Source organism: Alteromonas gracilis, from assembly GCF_043642145.1.
GTDB lineage: Bacteria > Pseudomonadota > Gammaproteobacteria > Enterobacterales > Alteromonadaceae > Alteromonas > Alteromonas gracilis_B.
On sequence record NZ_JBHZRZ010000004.1, the window covers coordinates 99,670 to 118,216 of the forward strand.

13 protein-coding genes are annotated in these 18,547 nt (G+C 45.3%); 10 read left to right on the forward strand and 3 right to left on the reverse strand.

What is annotated here, in order from left to right:
* Positions 1-146 precede the first annotated feature (146 nt).
* Positions 147-764 carry a trimeric intracellular cation channel family protein gene (locus ACHUFN_RS09870; protein WP_394222208.1) on the reverse strand — a complete coding sequence of 206 codons (618 nt, stop codon included), beginning with the start codon at positions 762-764 and terminating at the stop codon, positions 147-149.
* A gap of 421 nt (positions 765-1,185) precedes the next feature.
* On the opposite strand from ACHUFN_RS09870, the gene ilvD reads away from it, so the two are divergent.
* Positions 1,186-3,036, forward strand: a complete 1,851-nt coding sequence (gene ilvD, locus ACHUFN_RS09875) for a dihydroxy-acid dehydratase (protein ID WP_394222209.1) — start codon at positions 1,186-1,188, stop codon at positions 3,034-3,036.
* On the forward strand, positions 3,036-4,592 hold the full coding sequence (gene ilvA / locus ACHUFN_RS09880) for a threonine ammonia-lyase, biosynthetic (RefSeq protein WP_394222210.1): 1,557 nt from the start codon (positions 3,036-3,038) through the stop codon (positions 4,590-4,592). The genes ilvD and ilvA overlap by 1 nt, the downstream gene beginning before the upstream one ends.
* Positions 4,593-4,849: 257 nt before the next feature.
* Here ilvA and plsB read toward each other — a convergent pair whose 3' ends face one another.
* Positions 4,850-7,297 (reverse strand): glycerol-3-phosphate 1-O-acyltransferase PlsB, encoded by a 2,448-nt coding sequence (gene plsB, locus ACHUFN_RS09885; protein ID WP_394222211.1) that lies wholly within the window; start codon positions 7,295-7,297, stop codon positions 4,850-4,852.
* A gap of 409 nt (positions 7,298-7,706) precedes the next feature.
* Here plsB and ACHUFN_RS09890 point away from each other — a divergent pair, with 409 nt between their 5' ends.
* From ACHUFN_RS09890 to ACHUFN_RS09915, 6 genes are all read left to right on the forward strand, one after another.
* Complete coding sequence (locus tag ACHUFN_RS09890; RefSeq protein WP_394222212.1) at positions 7,707-11,273, forward strand: hypothetical protein; 3,567 nt, start codon at positions 7,707-7,709, stop codon at positions 11,271-11,273.
* A gap of 107 nt (positions 11,274-11,380) precedes the next feature.
* On the forward strand, positions 11,381-12,004 hold the full coding sequence (gene lexA, locus ACHUFN_RS09895; RefSeq protein ID WP_394222213.1) for a transcriptional repressor LexA: 624 nt from the start codon (positions 11,381-11,383) through the stop codon (positions 12,002-12,004).
* A 579-nt stretch (positions 12,005-12,583) separates the two neighbouring features.
* Complete coding sequence (gene coxB / locus ACHUFN_RS09900) at positions 12,584-13,747, forward strand: cytochrome c oxidase subunit II (protein WP_394222214.1); 1,164 nt, start codon at positions 12,584-12,586, stop codon at positions 13,745-13,747.
* 9 nt (positions 13,748-13,756) lie between these two features.
* Positions 13,757-15,385, forward strand: a complete 1,629-nt coding sequence (gene ctaD, locus ACHUFN_RS09905; protein ID WP_394222215.1) for a cytochrome c oxidase subunit I — start codon at positions 13,757-13,759, stop codon at positions 15,383-15,385.
* A 148-nt stretch (positions 15,386-15,533) separates the two neighbouring features.
* On the forward strand, positions 15,534-16,121 hold the full coding sequence (locus tag ACHUFN_RS09910) for a cytochrome c oxidase assembly protein (protein WP_394222482.1): 588 nt from the start codon (positions 15,534-15,536) through the stop codon (positions 16,119-16,121).
* A 23-nt stretch (positions 16,122-16,144) separates the two neighbouring features.
* Positions 16,145-17,038: a cytochrome c oxidase subunit 3 gene (locus tag ACHUFN_RS09915; protein WP_394222216.1), complete on the forward strand. Its 894-nt coding sequence runs from the start codon at positions 16,145-16,147 to the stop codon at positions 17,036-17,038.
* Positions 17,039-17,052: 14 nt separating this feature from the next.
* Here ACHUFN_RS09915 and ACHUFN_RS09920 read toward each other — a convergent pair whose 3' ends face one another.
* Positions 17,053-17,262, reverse strand: coding sequence for a DUF2909 domain-containing protein (locus tag ACHUFN_RS09920; protein WP_394222217.1), 210 nt, complete (start codon positions 17,260-17,262; stop codon positions 17,053-17,055).
* A 45-nt stretch (positions 17,263-17,307) separates the two neighbouring features.
* Between ACHUFN_RS09920 and ACHUFN_RS09925 the strand changes: the two genes are divergently transcribed.
* Together ACHUFN_RS09925 and ACHUFN_RS09930 are read left to right on the forward strand one after the other, a co-directional pair.
* Entirely contained in the window at positions 17,308-18,012 is a 705-nt protein-coding gene (locus ACHUFN_RS09925) for an SURF1 family protein (RefSeq protein ID WP_394222218.1), read from the forward strand.
* Positions 18,005-18,544, forward strand: coding sequence for a hypothetical protein (locus ACHUFN_RS09930; protein ID WP_394222219.1), 540 nt, complete (start codon positions 18,005-18,007; stop codon positions 18,542-18,544). The genes ACHUFN_RS09925 and ACHUFN_RS09930 overlap by 8 nt, the downstream gene beginning before the upstream one ends.
* Positions 18,545-18,547: the final 3 nt, after the last annotated feature.

The following is an 18,547-nucleotide window of genomic DNA, read 5'->3' on the forward strand; positions in this document are numbered from 1 at the left end:
CTAAAAAACAAGAAAACGCCCATAGGGCGTAAACTCTAGTGTGAGTGAATTTCAGATGTAACTGTACTTACGGCGGGAATAACCAAGCGGTTATCAAAATACAGCGCGTTCATTGCTGTAGTGGTACTAGGTATAGACTTCTACGCCTAGTGGTGATCGGTATAAAACACAGGTAACTGCCAGTGCCAGCGCATGGCGCCTAGCCTGAACAATACTGTGGTGGCAAGCGCGGCGATGCCACACCATTGTGTGGCGAGGTCCATTTGTAAGCCCAGCCCGTATACCACGCCACCTGCGATACAGGTCATAGCATACAATTCGCCGTTTAATACCAGTGGTACCTCTCGGCAGATAACGTCACGAAGCAGCCCGCCAAATACGCCTGTAATCGTTCCCATTGCAACAGCTACGGCCATACCTGTGTCGTTGGCTAAGGCTTTCTCAATTCCCACAACGTTAAAGAGCGCTAATCCAAATGCATCGGCAATAAGCAGGTAGTGAAAAGGAAAGCGAGGGCTAATACGCAGCCAAATAATAGGAATGAAGGCGGCAATAAGCGTGGTATACAAGTAGTCGGTATCGGCAATCCAAAATACGGGCACATCTAACATCACATCGCGCAGCGTACCGCCGCCAATGGCTGTCGCACTGGCTAATACCACTACGCCAAATCCGTCCATGCGCTTTTGATAAGCCATTAGGGTGCCGGAAATGGCGCACACTGCAACACCCGCTAGGTTCAGCCAATGAAACCAATCGAACATCTTCTTATTACCCTTTTTCTGCCCTTAATAACTCGCTATTTCTACCGCAAAATACTTGATCAGGCCTTGTGTTTCATGCTATTTCTTTGCCCAATATCAACGTGTACCCTAAACTACACGTTGAGATAAGAGGTAAAGCCATAGCCTCTAACGAACAACATTTCATAATTACAGTGCTAATGGAATACAGCATTGTAAGTCGAATATATCATATAAAACAAAGCGCTACTGATATGTTAGTGGTTAAGCTTTGACGCCCTTCGCTTTGAACGACCTGAGATGGTTTAATACACCATCAGTATGACATGCAATAACGCGTAAAGCAGTGTGCAATGAAAAACGTGCCATAGCATTATTGGTTTGCCGCTTATTTTAAAGTTTCACGAAATGGTTTAGTACCTAAATACAACGGGAAGGATTTATGCCCAAGTTACGTTCTGCAACTACCACGCAAGGTAGAAATATGGCAGGCGCTCGCGCGTTATGGCGAGCGACTGGAATGAAAGACTCTGACTTCGGAAAGCCTATCATTGCTATTTCGAACTCATTTACGCAGTTTGTACCTGGGCACGTTCACTTAAAAGATCTCGGCCAACTTGTGGCGCGCAGCGTAGAGGCTGCAGGTGGCGTGGCGAAAGAGTTCAACACGATTGCGGTTGATGACGGCATCGCTATGGGCCACAGCGGTATGCTGTATAGCTTACCTTCTCGTGAAATTATCGCAGACGCGGTGGAGTACATGGTAAACGCACACTGCGCCGACGCGATTGTGTGTATTTCAAACTGCGACAAAATCACCCCAGGAATGTTAATGGCCTCAATGCGCCTTAACGTGCCAGTGATTTTTGTGTCGGGCGGCCCTATGGAGGCGGGTAAAACAAAGCTTTCAGACCAGCTTATTAAGCTAGACCTTGTTGATGCCATGGTAGCGGCTGCCGACGATAAGGTGAGCGATGCCGACTCTGAAGAAATTGAACGCTCTGCGTGTCCCACTTGTGGTTCGTGCTCAGGTATGTTCACCGCGAACTCAATGAACTGTTTAACCGAAGCGTTAGGCTTGTCACTTCCGGGTAATGGCTCGATGCTTGCCACGCATGCCGATCGTGAAGGCTTATTTAAGCACGCGGGCAAACAAATTGTAGAGCTGTGTAAGCGTTATTACGGCGATGATGACGAAAGTGTATTGCCACGCAATATCGCTAATTTCAAAGCGTTTGAAAACGCCATGAGCCTTGATATTGCCATGGGTGGGTCGACCAATACTATCTTGCATTTGTTGGCCGCAGCCATGGAAGGTGACGTGCCATTTACAATGGCAGATATCGACAGATTGTCTCGTAAAGTGCCGCATTTGTGTAAGGTGGCGCCATCTACGCCTAAATACCACATGGAAGACGTACACCGCGCAGGTGGCGTACTAGGTATTTTGAATGAGCTTAACAAAGCGGGATTGCTAAACACCGACGTAAATCATGTGTTAGGTAAACCTTTGACTGAGGTTATAAGCGATTGGGATATCACAAACCCTGAGAACGAAGACGCCATTACTTTTTACCGCGCGGGCCCTGCTGGCATTCGTACCACTCAAGCATTTAGTCAAGACTGTCGCTGGGATACCGCCGACGATGACCGTGAAAACGGCTGTATACGCTCTATTGACCACGCATTTAGCCAAGAGGGTGGCCTTGCTGTGCTTTATGGAAACGTGGCAGAAGATGGCTGTATTGTGAAGACGGCAGGCGTGGACGAGTCTATTTTAACATTCAACGGAACTGCACGTATTTATGAGAGCCAAGATGACGCTGTAGCAGGCATTTTGGGCAACGAAGTACAAGCGGGCGATGTCGTGTTTATTCGTTACGAAGGTCCTCGAGGCGGCCCGGGCATGCAGGAAATGCTGTATCCAACGTCGTACTTAAAATCGAAAGGGCTTGGCAAGCACTGTGCGCTGGTAACTGACGGGCGTTTTAGTGGTGGTACTAGCGGCTTGTCTATTGGGCATTGCTCACCAGAAGCCGCAAGTGGCGGCGGCATTGGTCTTGTAGAAGATGGCGATAAAATTGAAATAGACATCCCTAACAGAAGCATCAACATTGTCATCAGTGATGAAGAGCTTGCTGAGCGCCGCGCAAAAATGGAAGCCAGCGATACGCCTTGGAAGCCTAAAGATAGGGTTCGTGAAGTTTCAACCTCTTTAAAAACCTTTGCGGCGCTAGCAACCAGTGCCGACAAAGGTGCCGTACGCGATGTTAGCAAGCTGGAAAATCTATAATGACAAGTGAGCATGTAAGCGACCACGAGTACTTAAAAAAGATTTTGCTTGCCCCTGTCTATGATGTGGCGGTGGCAAGTGAGCTTTCTTATATGTCTTTACTCTCTGCTGAGCTTGGGAATGAGATTTTCTTAAAACGAGAAGATCAGCAGCCGGTTAAAAGCTTTAAGCTACGCGGTGCCTACAATCGAATTTGTTCGTTAAGTGACAAGCAATTGCAGGCAGGGGTAATTGGTGCATCGGCGGGAAACCACGCTCAGGGCTTGGCCTATAGCGCTAAAATGAAAGGTATTCAGGCGACGATTGTCATGCCTGAAACTACACCAGACATTAAGGTAGATGCAGTAAGGCGCTTCGGCGGTGAAAACGTAAATGTAGTATTACACGGCACCAGCTTCGACCAAGCCAGTAATCATGCAAAGGGTTTGTGTGAAACCCATGGTTATACTTTTGTGCCGCCGTTTGACGACCCAGATGTTATTGCTGGTCAAGGAACGGTTGCGCGAGAGCTGCTAGAGCAAAATCCCAATCTTGATATTTTGTTTATCGCTGTGGGCGGAGGCGGACTAGCTGCAGGTATTGCAGTGTATTTAAAGCAGTTAAAGCCTAGTATTAAAATTGTTGCCGTAGAGTCTGAAGAGTCTGCCTGCTTTATTAAAGCCAAGGCTAAAGGCGAACCTACCGAGCTTGATAGTGTAGGCATCTTCGCCGACGGCGTAGCGGTTAAAGTTATGGGCAAAGAAACGTTTCGTCTTTGTAACCGCTTAATTGATGAAGCCATCACAGTAACAAACGATGAAATATGCGGCGCCATTAAAGATATCTTTGATGACACCCGTGTTATTGCAGAACCGGCGGGCGCTCTGTCAGTTGCGGCCATTCGCAAATACGCCAAGCAGCACGACTTACAAGGCAAGAAGTTAGGCGGAATCTTATGTGGAGCCAACATTAACTTCCATACCCTGCGCTACGTGTCTGAGCGCTGTGAATTGGGTGAACAAAAAGAAGCAGTATTTGCGGTTAAAATTCCAGAAACCAAAGGCGCGTTTAAGCAGTTTTGTGAATGCGTGGGGGCAAAAGCCATAACCGAGTTTAACTATCGCTACGCCAATGAAAGTGAAGCGCATATATTTGTAGGCGTTAAGCTAAAAGGTGGTCAGCAAGAGTTTGCCGCGTTGCAACATAGCCTTCAAGACAAGGGATACGACTGCGTTAACTTAACTGACAACGAACTGGCAAAGTTACACGTGCGTCATATGGTGGGCGGGCGTCCCCCTACTATTTTGAACGAGCAAGTGTTTAGCTTTGAGTTTCCAGAGCGCCCTGGCGCGCTATTAAACTTCCTAAATACTCTGGGCGAGCAGTGGAACATTACTCTATTTCACTATCGCAACCACGGAGCAGCAGAAGGGCTGGTTTTGGTTGGGTTTGATATACCTCCACAAAGCCGTGAAGATTTTAATCAACATGTTGCCGAGCTGGGTTATAAAGTAGAAGAAGTGACAGACAATCCAGCGTATCGCTTTTTCTTGTCACAACCAGACCACATGAAATAGGCAAGCGAACACGCTAACAGTGCTGTTTTCCGCTTTGTATCGCTTCACGATAAGCAATGGTTTTCCGGGGAGCGATACAAAGCGATCCTTAATAGGGGTAGTTGATTGGCAACGCGCAGCGAGTAGCAGAAAATGCGGTCCAGTCGTGATATTTCACATTAAAAAAGCCCATGCAAGTGAATGGGCTTTTACATTTATGCTTTACTGTAAACAGCTAGACATTGGCAAAATAGCAATCAAATTGAAGATGTTGATCGTTAATTGTTACGCGCCACATTCTCTAAATGCTGCGTCATTTCAGGCCATATTAGTGACATAACGTCTGCGCGAAGTGCTTCGCACTCTTCCGAGTATTTCAAACTGCCGTCTTTTTCAGAGTCTAACCAATGATTTTCCTTCAGGGCGCTGATAAAGCTAGACAGCACATTTTTGTCGTAAAACTCAGGGGAGCTTAAGCCATAAAGTGCCGACAAGCGCTCTGCTACTTGTTTGCTTTCCCGCTCTAGCGCGCCGCGACTAATCACCTTCTCTTTATCAAGAATGGTAAGTACCACAGCATAACGCTGCAGCGTTTCTTGCATGCAGCGGCTTAATAACCACGCAGAGTGGAACTGTTTGCAGAGCGCGTCTGGAGGCAATAGCTCATCGCCTTTTTGACGTAATAGCCCGCTGTCGAGCAATGCTGTGATCAATGCATCAGTGTGTGATAGCGCCTCGTCTTGCGTAAGATGTAAGAACAACTCTTTTTGTAGCAATGGATAAAGCGCCGCAATAAGCTGAAGAATGTCGTTTTTCGTTGCGCCTTTTTTGGCAAAAACCGATGCCATTATAAGCCCCGGAATGGCGAACAAATGTAAGATGTTGTTGCGATAATAGGTTAAGTACACAGCAGATTTTGGCTGAGGGCTAATTAAACGGCCATAGTCGTCTTCTTTTATATCAAAACGGCCTAACTTAAGCGTATCGCTAAGCAATTCCTCTGCAGTGGAATCAGGAATGGTTGCATCGTCGCTAAATGGCACGGCTTTAAATAGGTCCATAAAATCGCCAATAGCTTGCTTCAGCTCGGCTTCACTCATGGTTTGCGTTTTAGAAGACAGTAAGCATAATGAAGCTAATGCCATTCCATTTAACGCAGCAGCGCGGTTAATACGCGTCATCACGTTGTTAGCAAGCTCATTTACCGCTGGCGTTAACCAGGCAGGCTTTTTCTCTGGTTCGGCATCGCGACACTCTCTCCAGTCCGGCACATGTGTTTCAAGGAACTGATTGAGGGCAATAGGCTCGCCAAAGTTGACATAGCCGTGGCCATAATTTTTAAGCTTACGAATAGCCGAGAATACCTGAAGATTAGATTCTTTTTTCTTCTTAGAGCCTTTCAGCTCGTTCAAGTAGCTCTTCACTTCCATCACGTTTTCATAACCAATATAAACCGGCACGATACTGACTGGGCGATTCACACCTTTCAGCATGGCTTGAATCGTCATGGCAAGCATACCGGTTTTGGGTGGGATCAAACGACCCGTGCGACTACGGCCGCCTTCGGGATAATATTTAACCGAGTAGCCTTTATTAAACAGCAGTTCTAAATATTCGCGAAAAACAGCGGTGTAGAGCTTATTGCCAGCAAAGCTTCGACGCAAAAAGAACGCGCCACCTCGGCGGAACATTTTGCCCACGGGCCAAAAGTTAAGGTTGATACCCGCTGCAATGTGCGGTGTTACCATGCCTTCGTGATAAATAACGTAAGTGAGCAACAGGTAATCCATATGACTGCGATGGCAAGGCACATAAATAATTTCGTGTCCGTTAGCCGCAAGCTCTCGAATTCGGTCGGCGTGACCTACGCTAATACCGTTGTAAATCTTGTTCCAAATTCGGGTAAGTAGTCTGTCACCAAACCGAATAAGGCCTTCACGATAATCTGCGGCAATTTCAGTAATGTAAGACTGAGCGGTTTCTTTTGCTTTTTCATGGGAAACTTTTTTGCTTCGCGACTCTTCAGCAATGGCACGACGCACCGCATCGGAACCCAACACACTATTATTAAGCTCTTGACGCTCCAATAACGTTGGGCCCGTCATACTTTGACGCTTTCTTTGAAAGTGAGTACTTGCTACGCGTACTAGCTTGTGGGCAATGCTCTGGTCGCTTCCATGTTGGTTAGACATGGCGCGTGCAGAAACGGCTTTCGAGTAGTTTATGAAATTGTCACGGCCTAAAAACAGTACGATAAATAGCTTACGTAGCCAGCTAGGCGCTGCTGCTTCAGTGATAAGGTCGGCAAGACCGGGATTGCCACGCCCTGGAGCACGTCCCCACGTCACATACACAGGAACAACTTGTAAATCGAGGTTTTCATGGTCTCGGTGCAAGTGGAAAAGATCGGTAAATACCTCTTCAATTCCCGTGTCTTTTGCAGATGAACGGAATATAGGCTGCGTTTTTCTTAAAAACAGCGTTGATGAGTATTCTCGGCCTGCTAACGTGAGGGTTTCTGTTGGGCTAGGTAGACCTAGCGCTTCGGTTGACATTCTCAATGCAAGCTGGTCTGTCACTGAGTTGGTCGGGAGTAGATAAACGATAGGTTTACTTTTATCTATTCCTAATTCGGTTTCAACGTTTACTGGAATACTGTGGGCTTTGACCAGTAACTTAACAGGATAATGAAATACCGATAAAAGGGCTTTTCGCATCCACGACATGAATTCTGTAGTCCTATGAAATAAAAACGGGCGCAGTGTAACACAATTGCACCACAATCTCGCGGTGAGCCAATATCACCGCGCTGTTTGCTTTACTGACTTACACTAGTCTAAGAAGTTCAAAAGCGCACTCGTTTACCGATACCTCAATTTTCAGCGCACTTTTGTCATCGGCCGATACAGCGCTTTACCAGGCAAAATAAAAATTTAGAAATCAAATGGTTTGAAGTAATAGCTGACGTAGGATGAATAGCCTTTATGCGTGAAAATTCAATGTTATTCTATGGGATTTCGTTGCCACTCTATAGAAGATAAGTTATAAGGTTAAGCTAATTATAATCGCGAATACTGGTATGCGCTGAACCCATCGTATTGAGGGGCCGCATGCTGTCCAAGTCAGGGAAGATGAATGAAAACTTCAAACCTAGGTTTTGCCGGCCTTTTTTCAATCTTAATTCTTAGTGCATGTGGGGGTGGAGGCGGCTCTGATTCCTCTCCAACCCCAAATCCAGCGCCTGCACCAACACCTCCTCCAGAGCCTACTGCGTTTCAAATTTTGTCTAATCCTTTGGATCATTCGAAAGCCACGCTTGATGATGCTGCTAAGTCTATTGCAGACGCGAGTTACACGGGGGAAACAAAGGTTGCAACCGCTGATATTAATGCCGCTCAAGACGTGTACATTGCGCTATTCGGTGAAAGCACAATTAGTACTCCATATATTGGTGATTATGAACTCTCAGAATTTGTGGATAACGACGGCACGATAAGCGGAACAGCGCAGTGTCATGAAGCGGGTTCTGTAAAATATGCTGGTAAAATAGACCCCAATACGGGTCTTGGTACCATGATCATCGATTACGACCGGTGTAATGACTACAATCAAAACGCTCGCTTTCATGGAAAGTTCACGGTTGTTACTTCTAAGGCTGATGAGACGGGTAATGAAGTTACAACCTACTTTACTTCGCTATCTATAGCTCGGGATGGTGATGTCACGGTGTTAAACGGTATGCTGAGTCTTAGTGGTAGTGTTGAGTCAGGTTACTACACTGAAAAAACTAGTCAGCACCTTACTGCGTCCTTAAATGGCAAAAAATATAAAATTACGGGTACGTCATCGGAAGGCAATGCTGATAATGGCTATATGTCTGAAATACAGGGCTCTGTTTATGTGGCCTCAAAGGGTAAGCTCGATTTCTCGTACTCGTCTGATGATGGAGACTTCCCGTACGTATCTGAGGGTAAACTAGCTATAAAAGGCAGCAAAGCCGTGGGTATTGAAGTAACTTCCGGTGTTATTCTCTATGCAGAAGACACCAATGGTGATGACGAATATGACGTAGGCGTTTACTTCAACTCCTTTGATACATTTGCCTATGGTGAACATAGCGGCCTTGCGTTTTCTGACATCGATCAACTCTCAATACCACCAGTTGTTACGGAACCTAACCTTGATGTATATGGTGATGTTTACACAACTGAAGCAATCGTTGCCTCACCAGGTTATTACTACGATACAGACACGCCAGAGTCAGATCTTACCGTTTCTTACTTGTGGAGAATAAATGGTAACGTGGTAGAAGGTGTTAGTGATGACACGCTTCCTCCTTTTAAAGCTGTTTATGGAGATGAAGTGAGCGTCTCCATGGTGGTATCTGACGGCTTTAATGTGGTCGAGTCGCTTCCGTCTTCATCCATTGAGATTAGTGACTCTCCGATGACGCTGAGCGCAGAGAATATGCCAGATTCAGTGAATGCAGGAAATTACGTTGAGTTTACCATTGCAATGACAGACCCAGACAATATTGACGACGATACTGCAGGTGCCCTCATTTCTGCTCCGCCTGGCGCTACAATGAATGATGAAGGGCTTTTAACGTGGCAAGTGCCAGCGAGTCAATTGTTTAACGAGCAGACATACGTATTTACGTTTGCGAGTTTAGATGAATCAGAAAATCAACAGACCTTAGAAGTCACATCTTTTGCTGACAAGGCGCCAGCTTTCGCTAGAGCTTCCACATTGATACCTCGACGTAGTCAGAGTTTTGCTATTGCATCCACAAACGGTGTCAAAGAACTTGTAGCAGCTAATAACAGAAATGTTGGGACATTTATGGTAGAAGGTAATACGCTTAAAAACTCCTATGTGTACCCGTATAAGTTACCTACTAAAGGTGAAGTGAAAGGCGTTTTTACCCAAGATATTGATGGTAATGACAGCGACGAAATTTACGTGCTGACCGAGCGAGGCTTGTCGGTAATTGAGAACCGACAAAATAACGCTGAGTCTGTATTTACTATTGATGGAAGAGTGTCGTCTGGTTGGTTCTACGACATTAATCAAGATGGACGAGAAGAAATTGCCGTTCTACATGGTGAGGACTACGATGACCCTGCTTCTATTTCTATTTACGACATAGCGTCTGGTGAAAAGTTACAACAATATGATGTAGATGGAGTATCGAATGTTGCTTTCGGCAATGTAGATGACGATGCCTCTATAGAAATGGTAACCAACAACGGTTACGTATTCGATCTAGACAGTGGTGATAACCAATGGCTGTATGGCAGTGGCTTTAGTGAAAATTACGTTGTTGTTGGAGACATGAATGGCAACGGAGTTGATGAAATCGTTGGTGCCGAGCGCTGGGAGAACCTTTCAGTGTATTCTGCTGTATCGAAAACGAGTATTGCATCTGGGGAACCGAGTGATTTTTGCGGAATTATTTATGCCAAAGACGACGCTTCTTCACAAGGAATTGTGATTGCTTCTGATTGTAATTGGGGAGAGGTGAGAGCGCTTACGTTGACTGGCGGACAAATTTCTCAGCGTTGGAATATTACTCACGATGGCTATGAGAGTACTTCACTGTTTGTTGGGGATGTAGATAACGACAATGTAAATGACGTTATCTGGGCTGCTGACGGCAAAGTGATGGTGGCACAGAAAAGCGCGAATGATGACTTTGTTTTGTCAGGCATTGAAAGTGCGTCACGTTCATCAGAATACTTCGCTGCGGGATGGGCACCTTATAGTGATAGTGATGAGCGCGCCGTATTTGTAGGCAAAACGTATAACTACAACACGTCTATTCAGATCTTATCCGTAGACAACAGTGGTAATTTTGCGCAAAGCGACGAAGTTGGAGAGGCGTCGCATGATTACAGTAAACCAGTGGTAACTGACTATAATAATGACGGTGTAGGCGAACTGTTCATAGGCGCTTTAGATTTTGATTCATCATTTAATGTCGTGGAGCTTTCAGACAATTCAGTGCAATGGACGTTAGGAAACAATCAAAACGGTTATGTATCACTGATTGAAGCAGCCGACCTAAATAACGATGGCTTCAAAGACGCGGTTATTGTCGATAACGACCGAATTAAAGTGTTCGATATTGAAAATCAGGTGCTTATCGATTCGGTGGTGAGCAACGTCAATATTTATTCGATGGCTACACTACAAAATGGTGAAACGCACTACATTGCTGCGAGCGGTTATGAATCACTGATGTTTTATAAGATTCAAGACGGTGAAATGAGCAGCGTGAGTGAAACTGAAGTTAATTGTCAAAGTTTAATAACTATCAACATCGATACTGACAGTGCTTTTGAATTTGCGTGTTTAGACGATGGCCAGCGCCTCATCCATATTTTCGAATTAGAAGACGATGCGTTTGCGTTAAAAGAAAGCTTGGCAACACCTTCTTCTCCAAACAAAATAATAGCAAATCCGTCAACTGACGCTAACCAATCAATGCTTAGCGTGCATGTAACAGAAGATTACGACTCTCAGTCCGGGAATTATAACGCTGTACTAAAAGTTGCTGAAATAGCCCATACAGGACATTTACTATGGCGCAGCCCAGGTCTCGATGTTGAAAATGTCAGTGGCTTGCGCGCACACAAAACTGCTGCTGGACAACTAGAGTTACAGATAGGAAACGAAAGTATGGCGTTGCTTGTTAAATAAGACATGAACACTTGCCGCAAACTATTACCAATAGTTAGCGGCAAGTGCTTGTTATTTGTTTTTAGGTGTATATACTTACAGGAACTGTATGAACAGACAGGTCTTTTATGCGCCCACTCACAGCACGACAAACTGAAGTCTTAGAACTTATCAAAACTACCATGCAAGAAACGGGAATGCCTCCCACGCGTGCGGAAATTGCGCGTCAACTTGGTTTCCGTTCTGCAAATGCGGCAGAAGAGCATTTGAAAGCGTTGGCGCGTAAAGGCGTAATTGAAATTCTGCCTGGTACGTCACGTGGTATAAAGCTGAATATCCCTCTTGATAACGACGCTGAGGAAGAAGGCCTACCGCTTATTGGTCGCGTTGCAGCCGGAGAGCCTATACTGGCGCAAGAACACGTAGAATCGCATTACAAGGTAGACCCTGCTCTGTTCCAACCTCAAGCCGATTTTTTACTTCGTGTAAACGGCATGAGCATGAAAGATATTGGTATTTTAGATGGCGATCTTTTAGCGGTGCACCGTACTACTGATGTCCACAACGGTCAGGTTGTTGTTGCTCGCGTAGATGAAGACGTTACGGTGAAGCGTTTAGAGAAACGTGGACGCGAGGTACTTCTTCATGCCGAAAATGAAGAGTTCTCACCGATAAAAGTAGACTTAGCGACTGAACATTTTGCCATTGAAGGTATTGCTGTTGGCGTGATCAGAAACGCTGACTGGATGTAAGGTTTTAACGACTTTGCACAAAAGCGGCACGTTAGCCGCTTTTTTTATGCCTTTTGTACCCGTTTTTCTCGCTTTTTTGCCAAGTTAGTTATTAATTTAACGGTAAACTGACACTGCGATGGGCAATACAATTATGCTAATTTTCAGCACTATTTTCTTTGTGAATGGCTAAAGTCAGCGACATTCTTTTACTTAAAATTTGTTTGAAACAAAAATGAATAACACTGTTACCTGTTTATTTATTAGTCAGTTAACGGCTTTGCGGTTTTAAAAGCTCGTTCAAAATGAGTGTTTAATTTTAGCGCCGTCTGTTATCCCTTTCTTCTCTTTAACAGCTACGCAAACCCGACCTTCCCTTAATGTAATGATTAAAAATTAGTCACTTCGTTAAATTTTTAACAGAAAAGACTAGACGGCACGACATTATTGCGCAATTCTTATACAGAGATTAACAAAATAATAACAATGACTCTAAATTTGTATTACAAGTTGAGGTTATGGGTCAATCGTTCGCAAACCATTTGGTAGGGCAGCTCGCACTTAATTAGCGTTTTGGCCACACCATTCCGGAGGTGCTGAGTGAAACAACTAACGACCGTTTTGGCAAAGTGGTGTGCATGCATACCATGTTTGCTTTTCTCTCCATTGCTTTTCGCGCAAGAAGCAAGTGAAGAAGTCTCTTCACTGAACTTAAGACGCGGCGCTACCGACATCAGTGGTCAGGTCTACGACCTGCATATGTTGATGTTTTTCATTTGTGTTGCTATCGCCGTAGTGGTGTTTGGCGTCATGTTTGCGTCAATGTACTTACATAGAAAATCACGAGGCGCCAAGCCAGCTAACTTTCACGAGAATGTAAAAGTAGAAATAGCGTGGACCGTAATTCCCTTTCTTATTTTAATTTTCATGGCTGTACCAGCAGCCAACACCCTCATCGCAATGGAAGATACGTCTGAACCTGATATGACAGTACTTGTGACTGGCTCTCAGTGGAAGTGGCATTACAAGTACATGGACAGTGACGTGGAGTTTTATTCGCTACTTGCTACACAGCGAGAGCAGATTGAAAACAAATTTCAAAAAACCGACAACTACTTACTAGAAGTAGACCGTCCACTGGTTATCCCAACAGGCAAGAAAGTTCGATTCCTCATTACGTCTGACGACGTTATTCACTCTTGGTGGGTGCCAGACTTTGCCGTTAAAAAAGACGCGAATCCAGGTTTTATTAACGAGTCGTGGGCAAAAGTAAATGAGTCCGGTATCTACCGCGGGCAATGCGCAGAGCTGTGTGGAAAAGATCATGGTTATATGCCGGTCGTCGTTATTGCTAAAGAGCCTGCTGAATTTGATAAGTGGATGAACGAGCAAGAAGAAATTGTTCGTCAGGCCAAGGAAGAAGAGCAACGCCTTCTTTCAATGAACATGTCGATGGACGAGTTGATGAGAGAAGGTGAGCGCGTTTATAACGCTACGTGCGCAGCATGTCATATGCCTAACGGAGAAGGCTTACCGGGTGTATTTCCTGCCTTGAAAGGTAGCAAAATGGCGCTTGAAGATCAGCAAGCTCATATTGACATTGTGCTTCATGGCAAAACAGGTACTGCCATGCAAGCTTTCTCTAAAATGCTAAGTCTTAAAGAGATTGCCGCAGTAGTGACCTACGAGCGAAATGCGTGGGGGAACAACACCGGTGATATGGTTCAGGCGAAAGATGTTAATGCCGTGGCTAACGGAAACTAGGAGCAGATCATGAGCAAAGCAACTGAAGTTATTTCGCCAGATACCACAGTGCCCCACGATGGTTCATCTCATCAAGAACACGAGCATCACGATCATATTCCCAAAGGCATTACACGCTGGCTTTTTACCACTAACCACAAAGATATCGGTACACTTTACCTATGGTTCGCCTTCATCATGTTTTTGGTCGGCGGTGCTATGGCAATGGTCATTCGTGCCGAATTGTTTCAACCGGGCCTTCAAATTGTAGACCCTAACTTTTTTAATCAAATGACGACGGTGCACGGCCTTATCATGGTTTTCGGTGCCGTCATGCCAGCATTCACTGGGCTTGCCAATTGGTTAGTTCCAATGATGATTGGTGCGCCTGATATGGCACTGCCTCGAATGAACAACTGGAGTTTCTGGATTTTACCCGGGGCGTTTTTAATTCTGCTTAGTTCGCTATTTATGGAAGGTGGTGGTCCGGCATTCGGTTGGACTTTTTATGCACCGCTTTCAACAACTTACAGTGGCGACTCTACAGCCCTATTTGTGTTTTCCGTTCATATCATGGGGATCTCATCGATTATGGGCGCGATTAACGTAATTGTGACCATCTTTAATATGCGTGCGCCGGGTATGACGTGGATGAAAATGCCGCTGTTTGTTTGGACATGGTTAATTACAGCGTTTTTGCTCATTGCTGTAATGCCAGTACTTGCCGGTGCAGTCACCATGGTATTAACTGATAAGTTCTTTGGCACAAGTTTCTTTGACGCAGCGGGCGGCGGAGATCCCGTAATGTTCCAGCATATTTTCTGGTTCTTCGGGCACCCTGAAGTTTACATCATGATTTTGCCAGCGTTTGGCATTATCTCTCAAATTGTTCCTACCTTTTCTAGAAAGCAACTTTTTGGTTACGCTTCTATGGTGTATGCCACGGCATCTATTGCACTGCTCTCGTTCGTGGTATGGGCGCACCACATGTTCACAACAGGCATGCCGGTGTACATGGAGATGTTCTTCATGTTTGCCACCATGCTTATCTCGGTGCCAACAGGCGTGAAAGTATTTAACTGGGTGGCCACCATGTGGCGAGGCTCATTAAGTTTTGAAATGCCAATGATGTTCGCCATTGCTTTTATTGTGCTGTTCACCATTGGTGGCCTGTCAGGCTTAATGCTGGCGATAACACCGGTAGATTTCCAGTATCACGACACCTACTTTGTTGTTGCTCACTTCCACTATGTGTTGGTAACAGGTGCAGTCTTTTCCATTATGGCTGCCGTGTATTACTGGCTACCAAAATGGACAGGCAAAATGTACGACACAACACTGGCAAAGTGGCATTTCTGGTGCTCACTGATTTCAGTAAACGTGTTGTTTTTCCCAATGCACTTTGTTGGTTTGGCTGGTATGCCTCGTCGTATCCCAGACTATGCATTGCAGTTTGCTGATTTTAATAAGTGGATAAGCTTGGGCGGTTTTGCCTTTGGATTATCTCAGCTTATTTTCCTTGCTCTGCTAATTAAAGCATGCAAAAAGCAAGGCGACGCCGTGTCAGCACAAGTATGGGATGGTGCTGAAGGCTTGGAATGGGAAATTCCTTCTCCTGCGCCTTATCACACATTCGAAACGCCACCTGTTGTTAAATAACGGTGGGTTTGGCTGTGAGTAGCTCATTTCCTTCAGGTGCTTAAATGCCCTTGAAGGGGGATATTCACACATTTGCAGACGGTGGGGCAGAAAATGTGCTCAATAGGTACAAACTGCCCTCACCTTTGGGTTTACCGGAGGTCGCGTGATGTCTCAGCAAAGTGCAAACAACAAGATGGTGATCAAGCTTGTCGCAATTGTTATTGGCATGTTTGGTTTTGGCTTCGCCTTAGTGCCGCTTTACGACGTGTTTTGTGATGTCACAGGCATCAATGGGAAGACAGAAGGTACGGCAGCGGTTTATCAATCGGTAGAAATTGATGAGTCTCGAGAAGTAACTGTCGAATTCATCACTCGAACCAATTCAGGCATGCCGTGGGAATTTCGTGCTGAAACGAAGCGTGTGAAAGTTCACCCTGGCGAGCTAAACACAGTGTCTTTTTACGTAAGAAACCCTGCTTCAAGCAATATCGTTGCCCAAGCTATTCCCTCTGTGTCACCCGGAACCGCAGCGCTTTATTTGAATAAAACGGAGTGCTTCTGCTTCAACCAGCAACCTTTAGATGCGGGTAGCGAAGCCTACATGCCTATGCAGTTCTACGTAGACCCCCAATTACCTAAAGAAATAACGTTTTTTACATTGCAGTACACACTCTATGACGTCACAGCGAGAGCAAGTGACCTAACGACAACCCCGAATCCCTTTATGGCTTCCACACCCGTCGCTGGTGAATAAACCGAAGGGATAAGGAGAAGAATATGCAACCCGAAATACAAAATCACGACTATCAAAAATATTATGTACCTGCGCAAAGCCCATGGCCTATTGTAGGTGCCGTCGCACTATTTCTCATTGCCGTTGGTGCTGGCAATTACGTAGTTCAAGTGACCAGAGGTGAAACCGGCTACGGAGGTCACATTCTGCTTGCTGGTATAGCAGTATTGCTGGTAATGCTTGTCGGTTGGTTTAAAAATCAAATCGACGAGTCGATGGCAGGCCTTTACAGCGACCAACTTGGACGCTCATACCGACAGGGGATGAGCTGGTTTATTTTCTCAGAGGTTATGTTTTTCGCAGCGTTTTTCGGCGCGCTTTATTACGCAAGGTTTATCTCTGTGCCTTGGCTCGGCGGAGCATCAAATAATGCCATGACCAATGAGGTGTTATGGCCCACCTTTGAAGCCATGTGGCCCCTCGTTACGACACCTGGTGGCATCACAACGCAAGAGATGAGCGCTGCAGGTTTACCAACCATCAACACCATTATTCTGCTCATTTCCTCAATTACGCTGCACTTTGCACATGTTGGGCTAGAGCAAAATAAACGCAAGCAACTCACCCTTATGTTGGGCATCACTATTTTATTGGGTTGCGGATTTTTGTTTCTGCAAGTTGAGGAATACATCCACGCATATCGCGATTTGGGTTTAACCCTACAGTCTGGCATATACGGCAACACGTTCTTTATGCTCACAGGCTTTCACGGCATGCACGTTACGCTGGGTACCATCATTCTCATCGTATTGTTTTTCAGAGTGCTAAAAGGGCACTTTACGCCAGAGAATCACTTCGCATTTCAAGCGGGCAGCTGGTATTGGCATTTTGTTGATGTAGTGTGGGTCATGCTCTACATCTTTGTTTACGTACTTTAAAGGTAGCCCCAAACTCAATATGGCCTCGGGTTTGGGGTAATTAGGCCGGTACCAATAGCGATAAGAATAATAATGACGATGATGGTGGAAGTGAGCACGCGTCGACCGATGTATTTACTCATTGGGCCTTTTGATGTGTCGTTTTTCATCATGATGCGCATAGCCATGAACAAGTTAACAATCATATACAGCACTAAAGCAACAAGGACTATTTTTATTAACATACTCACCTCGGTTTTTATTCTATTTGTGTATGGGGCGAGATAACCATGTTTTCTCGCACAAGCCACGTTATTCCTTGGATACTCACGGGCATCAGTGTGGCGATTATGTGCGGTTTAGGGTACTGGCAACTTGATCGCATGGTCCAAAAGCAACAACGCTTAGCTAGCATAGCGCAAAAGCAAAGTAATGGAACCATGAGTTTAGAAGAGGCGCTGTCGAATGAAGATCCACGAGATATTACGGTATCGTTCAGTGGTTCGTTAGACGCTAATCACATTCTGCTTTTAGATAATCAGATCTACAACCAGCAGGTAGGGTTTGACGTTTTAGTGCCCGCTTATACTAACGCTGGGTGGCTACTTGTTAATTTTGGTTGGGTCCCCGCTCCAGATTTAATGCGCACCATGCCTGATATTCTTTTTACCAGTGAAACTCGAACATTTACAGGCGTCATCAGTGTGCCAAGTAAGAACCCCTTGGTTACTGAAACCAATATGGCGCTCGCAAAAAGTCCTGCGCTGGTTCAACAAATCGAATTTTCTGCACTAAGCAACGCCTTAGAGCGCAAGTTTTTACCTTTTATTCTTCAACTTACAACACCTGACCCTGCCTTTGTTCGCGAGCATCAGGCCGTTGTTATGTCTCCTGAAAAGCACCTAGGCTATGCCGTGCAATGGTTTGGTTTAGCTATTGCGGCTGCAGCTATTGGTGGTTTTGCAATTAGTAAGAAAGGACGTAGTTATGAGTAATGCTGCTTCAAAAAAAACGTTAATAATTATGGTGGCGGTGTTTGTTTTGCCAGTGGTTTTGGCAAAGCTTGCACTTGATAACGATTGGTTTACGAAAGGCGCTACGAACAAAGGGCAACTGCTTGCACCTACCATTGATGTGAGCGCGTTACTTGAAAACGCAGAGCCCAAGTGGCGTTTACTATATGTTATGCCAAATAACTGCGATGCAGTGTGCGAGAACGCACTTTTTAGTATTAACCAAGTGTGGCTTGCGCTAGGAAAAGAATCTGATCGCGCTCAAGCATTGGTGGTTACCACAGCGTCTAGCGACCAAACTGCTATTGCTGCTCTTAGCGAATATCCTTTTGTTGAAACGTTAGCTGTGACCACGCCAACCACGCTTGCTTCGAGCAGCGTTTATATTGTTGATACCCAAAACAATGCCATGCTCTTTTATGAAATTAAAGATGACAGAAAAGAGGCAGTGATGGAAAGCCGCAATATGTTGGCAGACATGAGAAAGCTCTTGAAGCTGTCGCGTATAGGATAATGA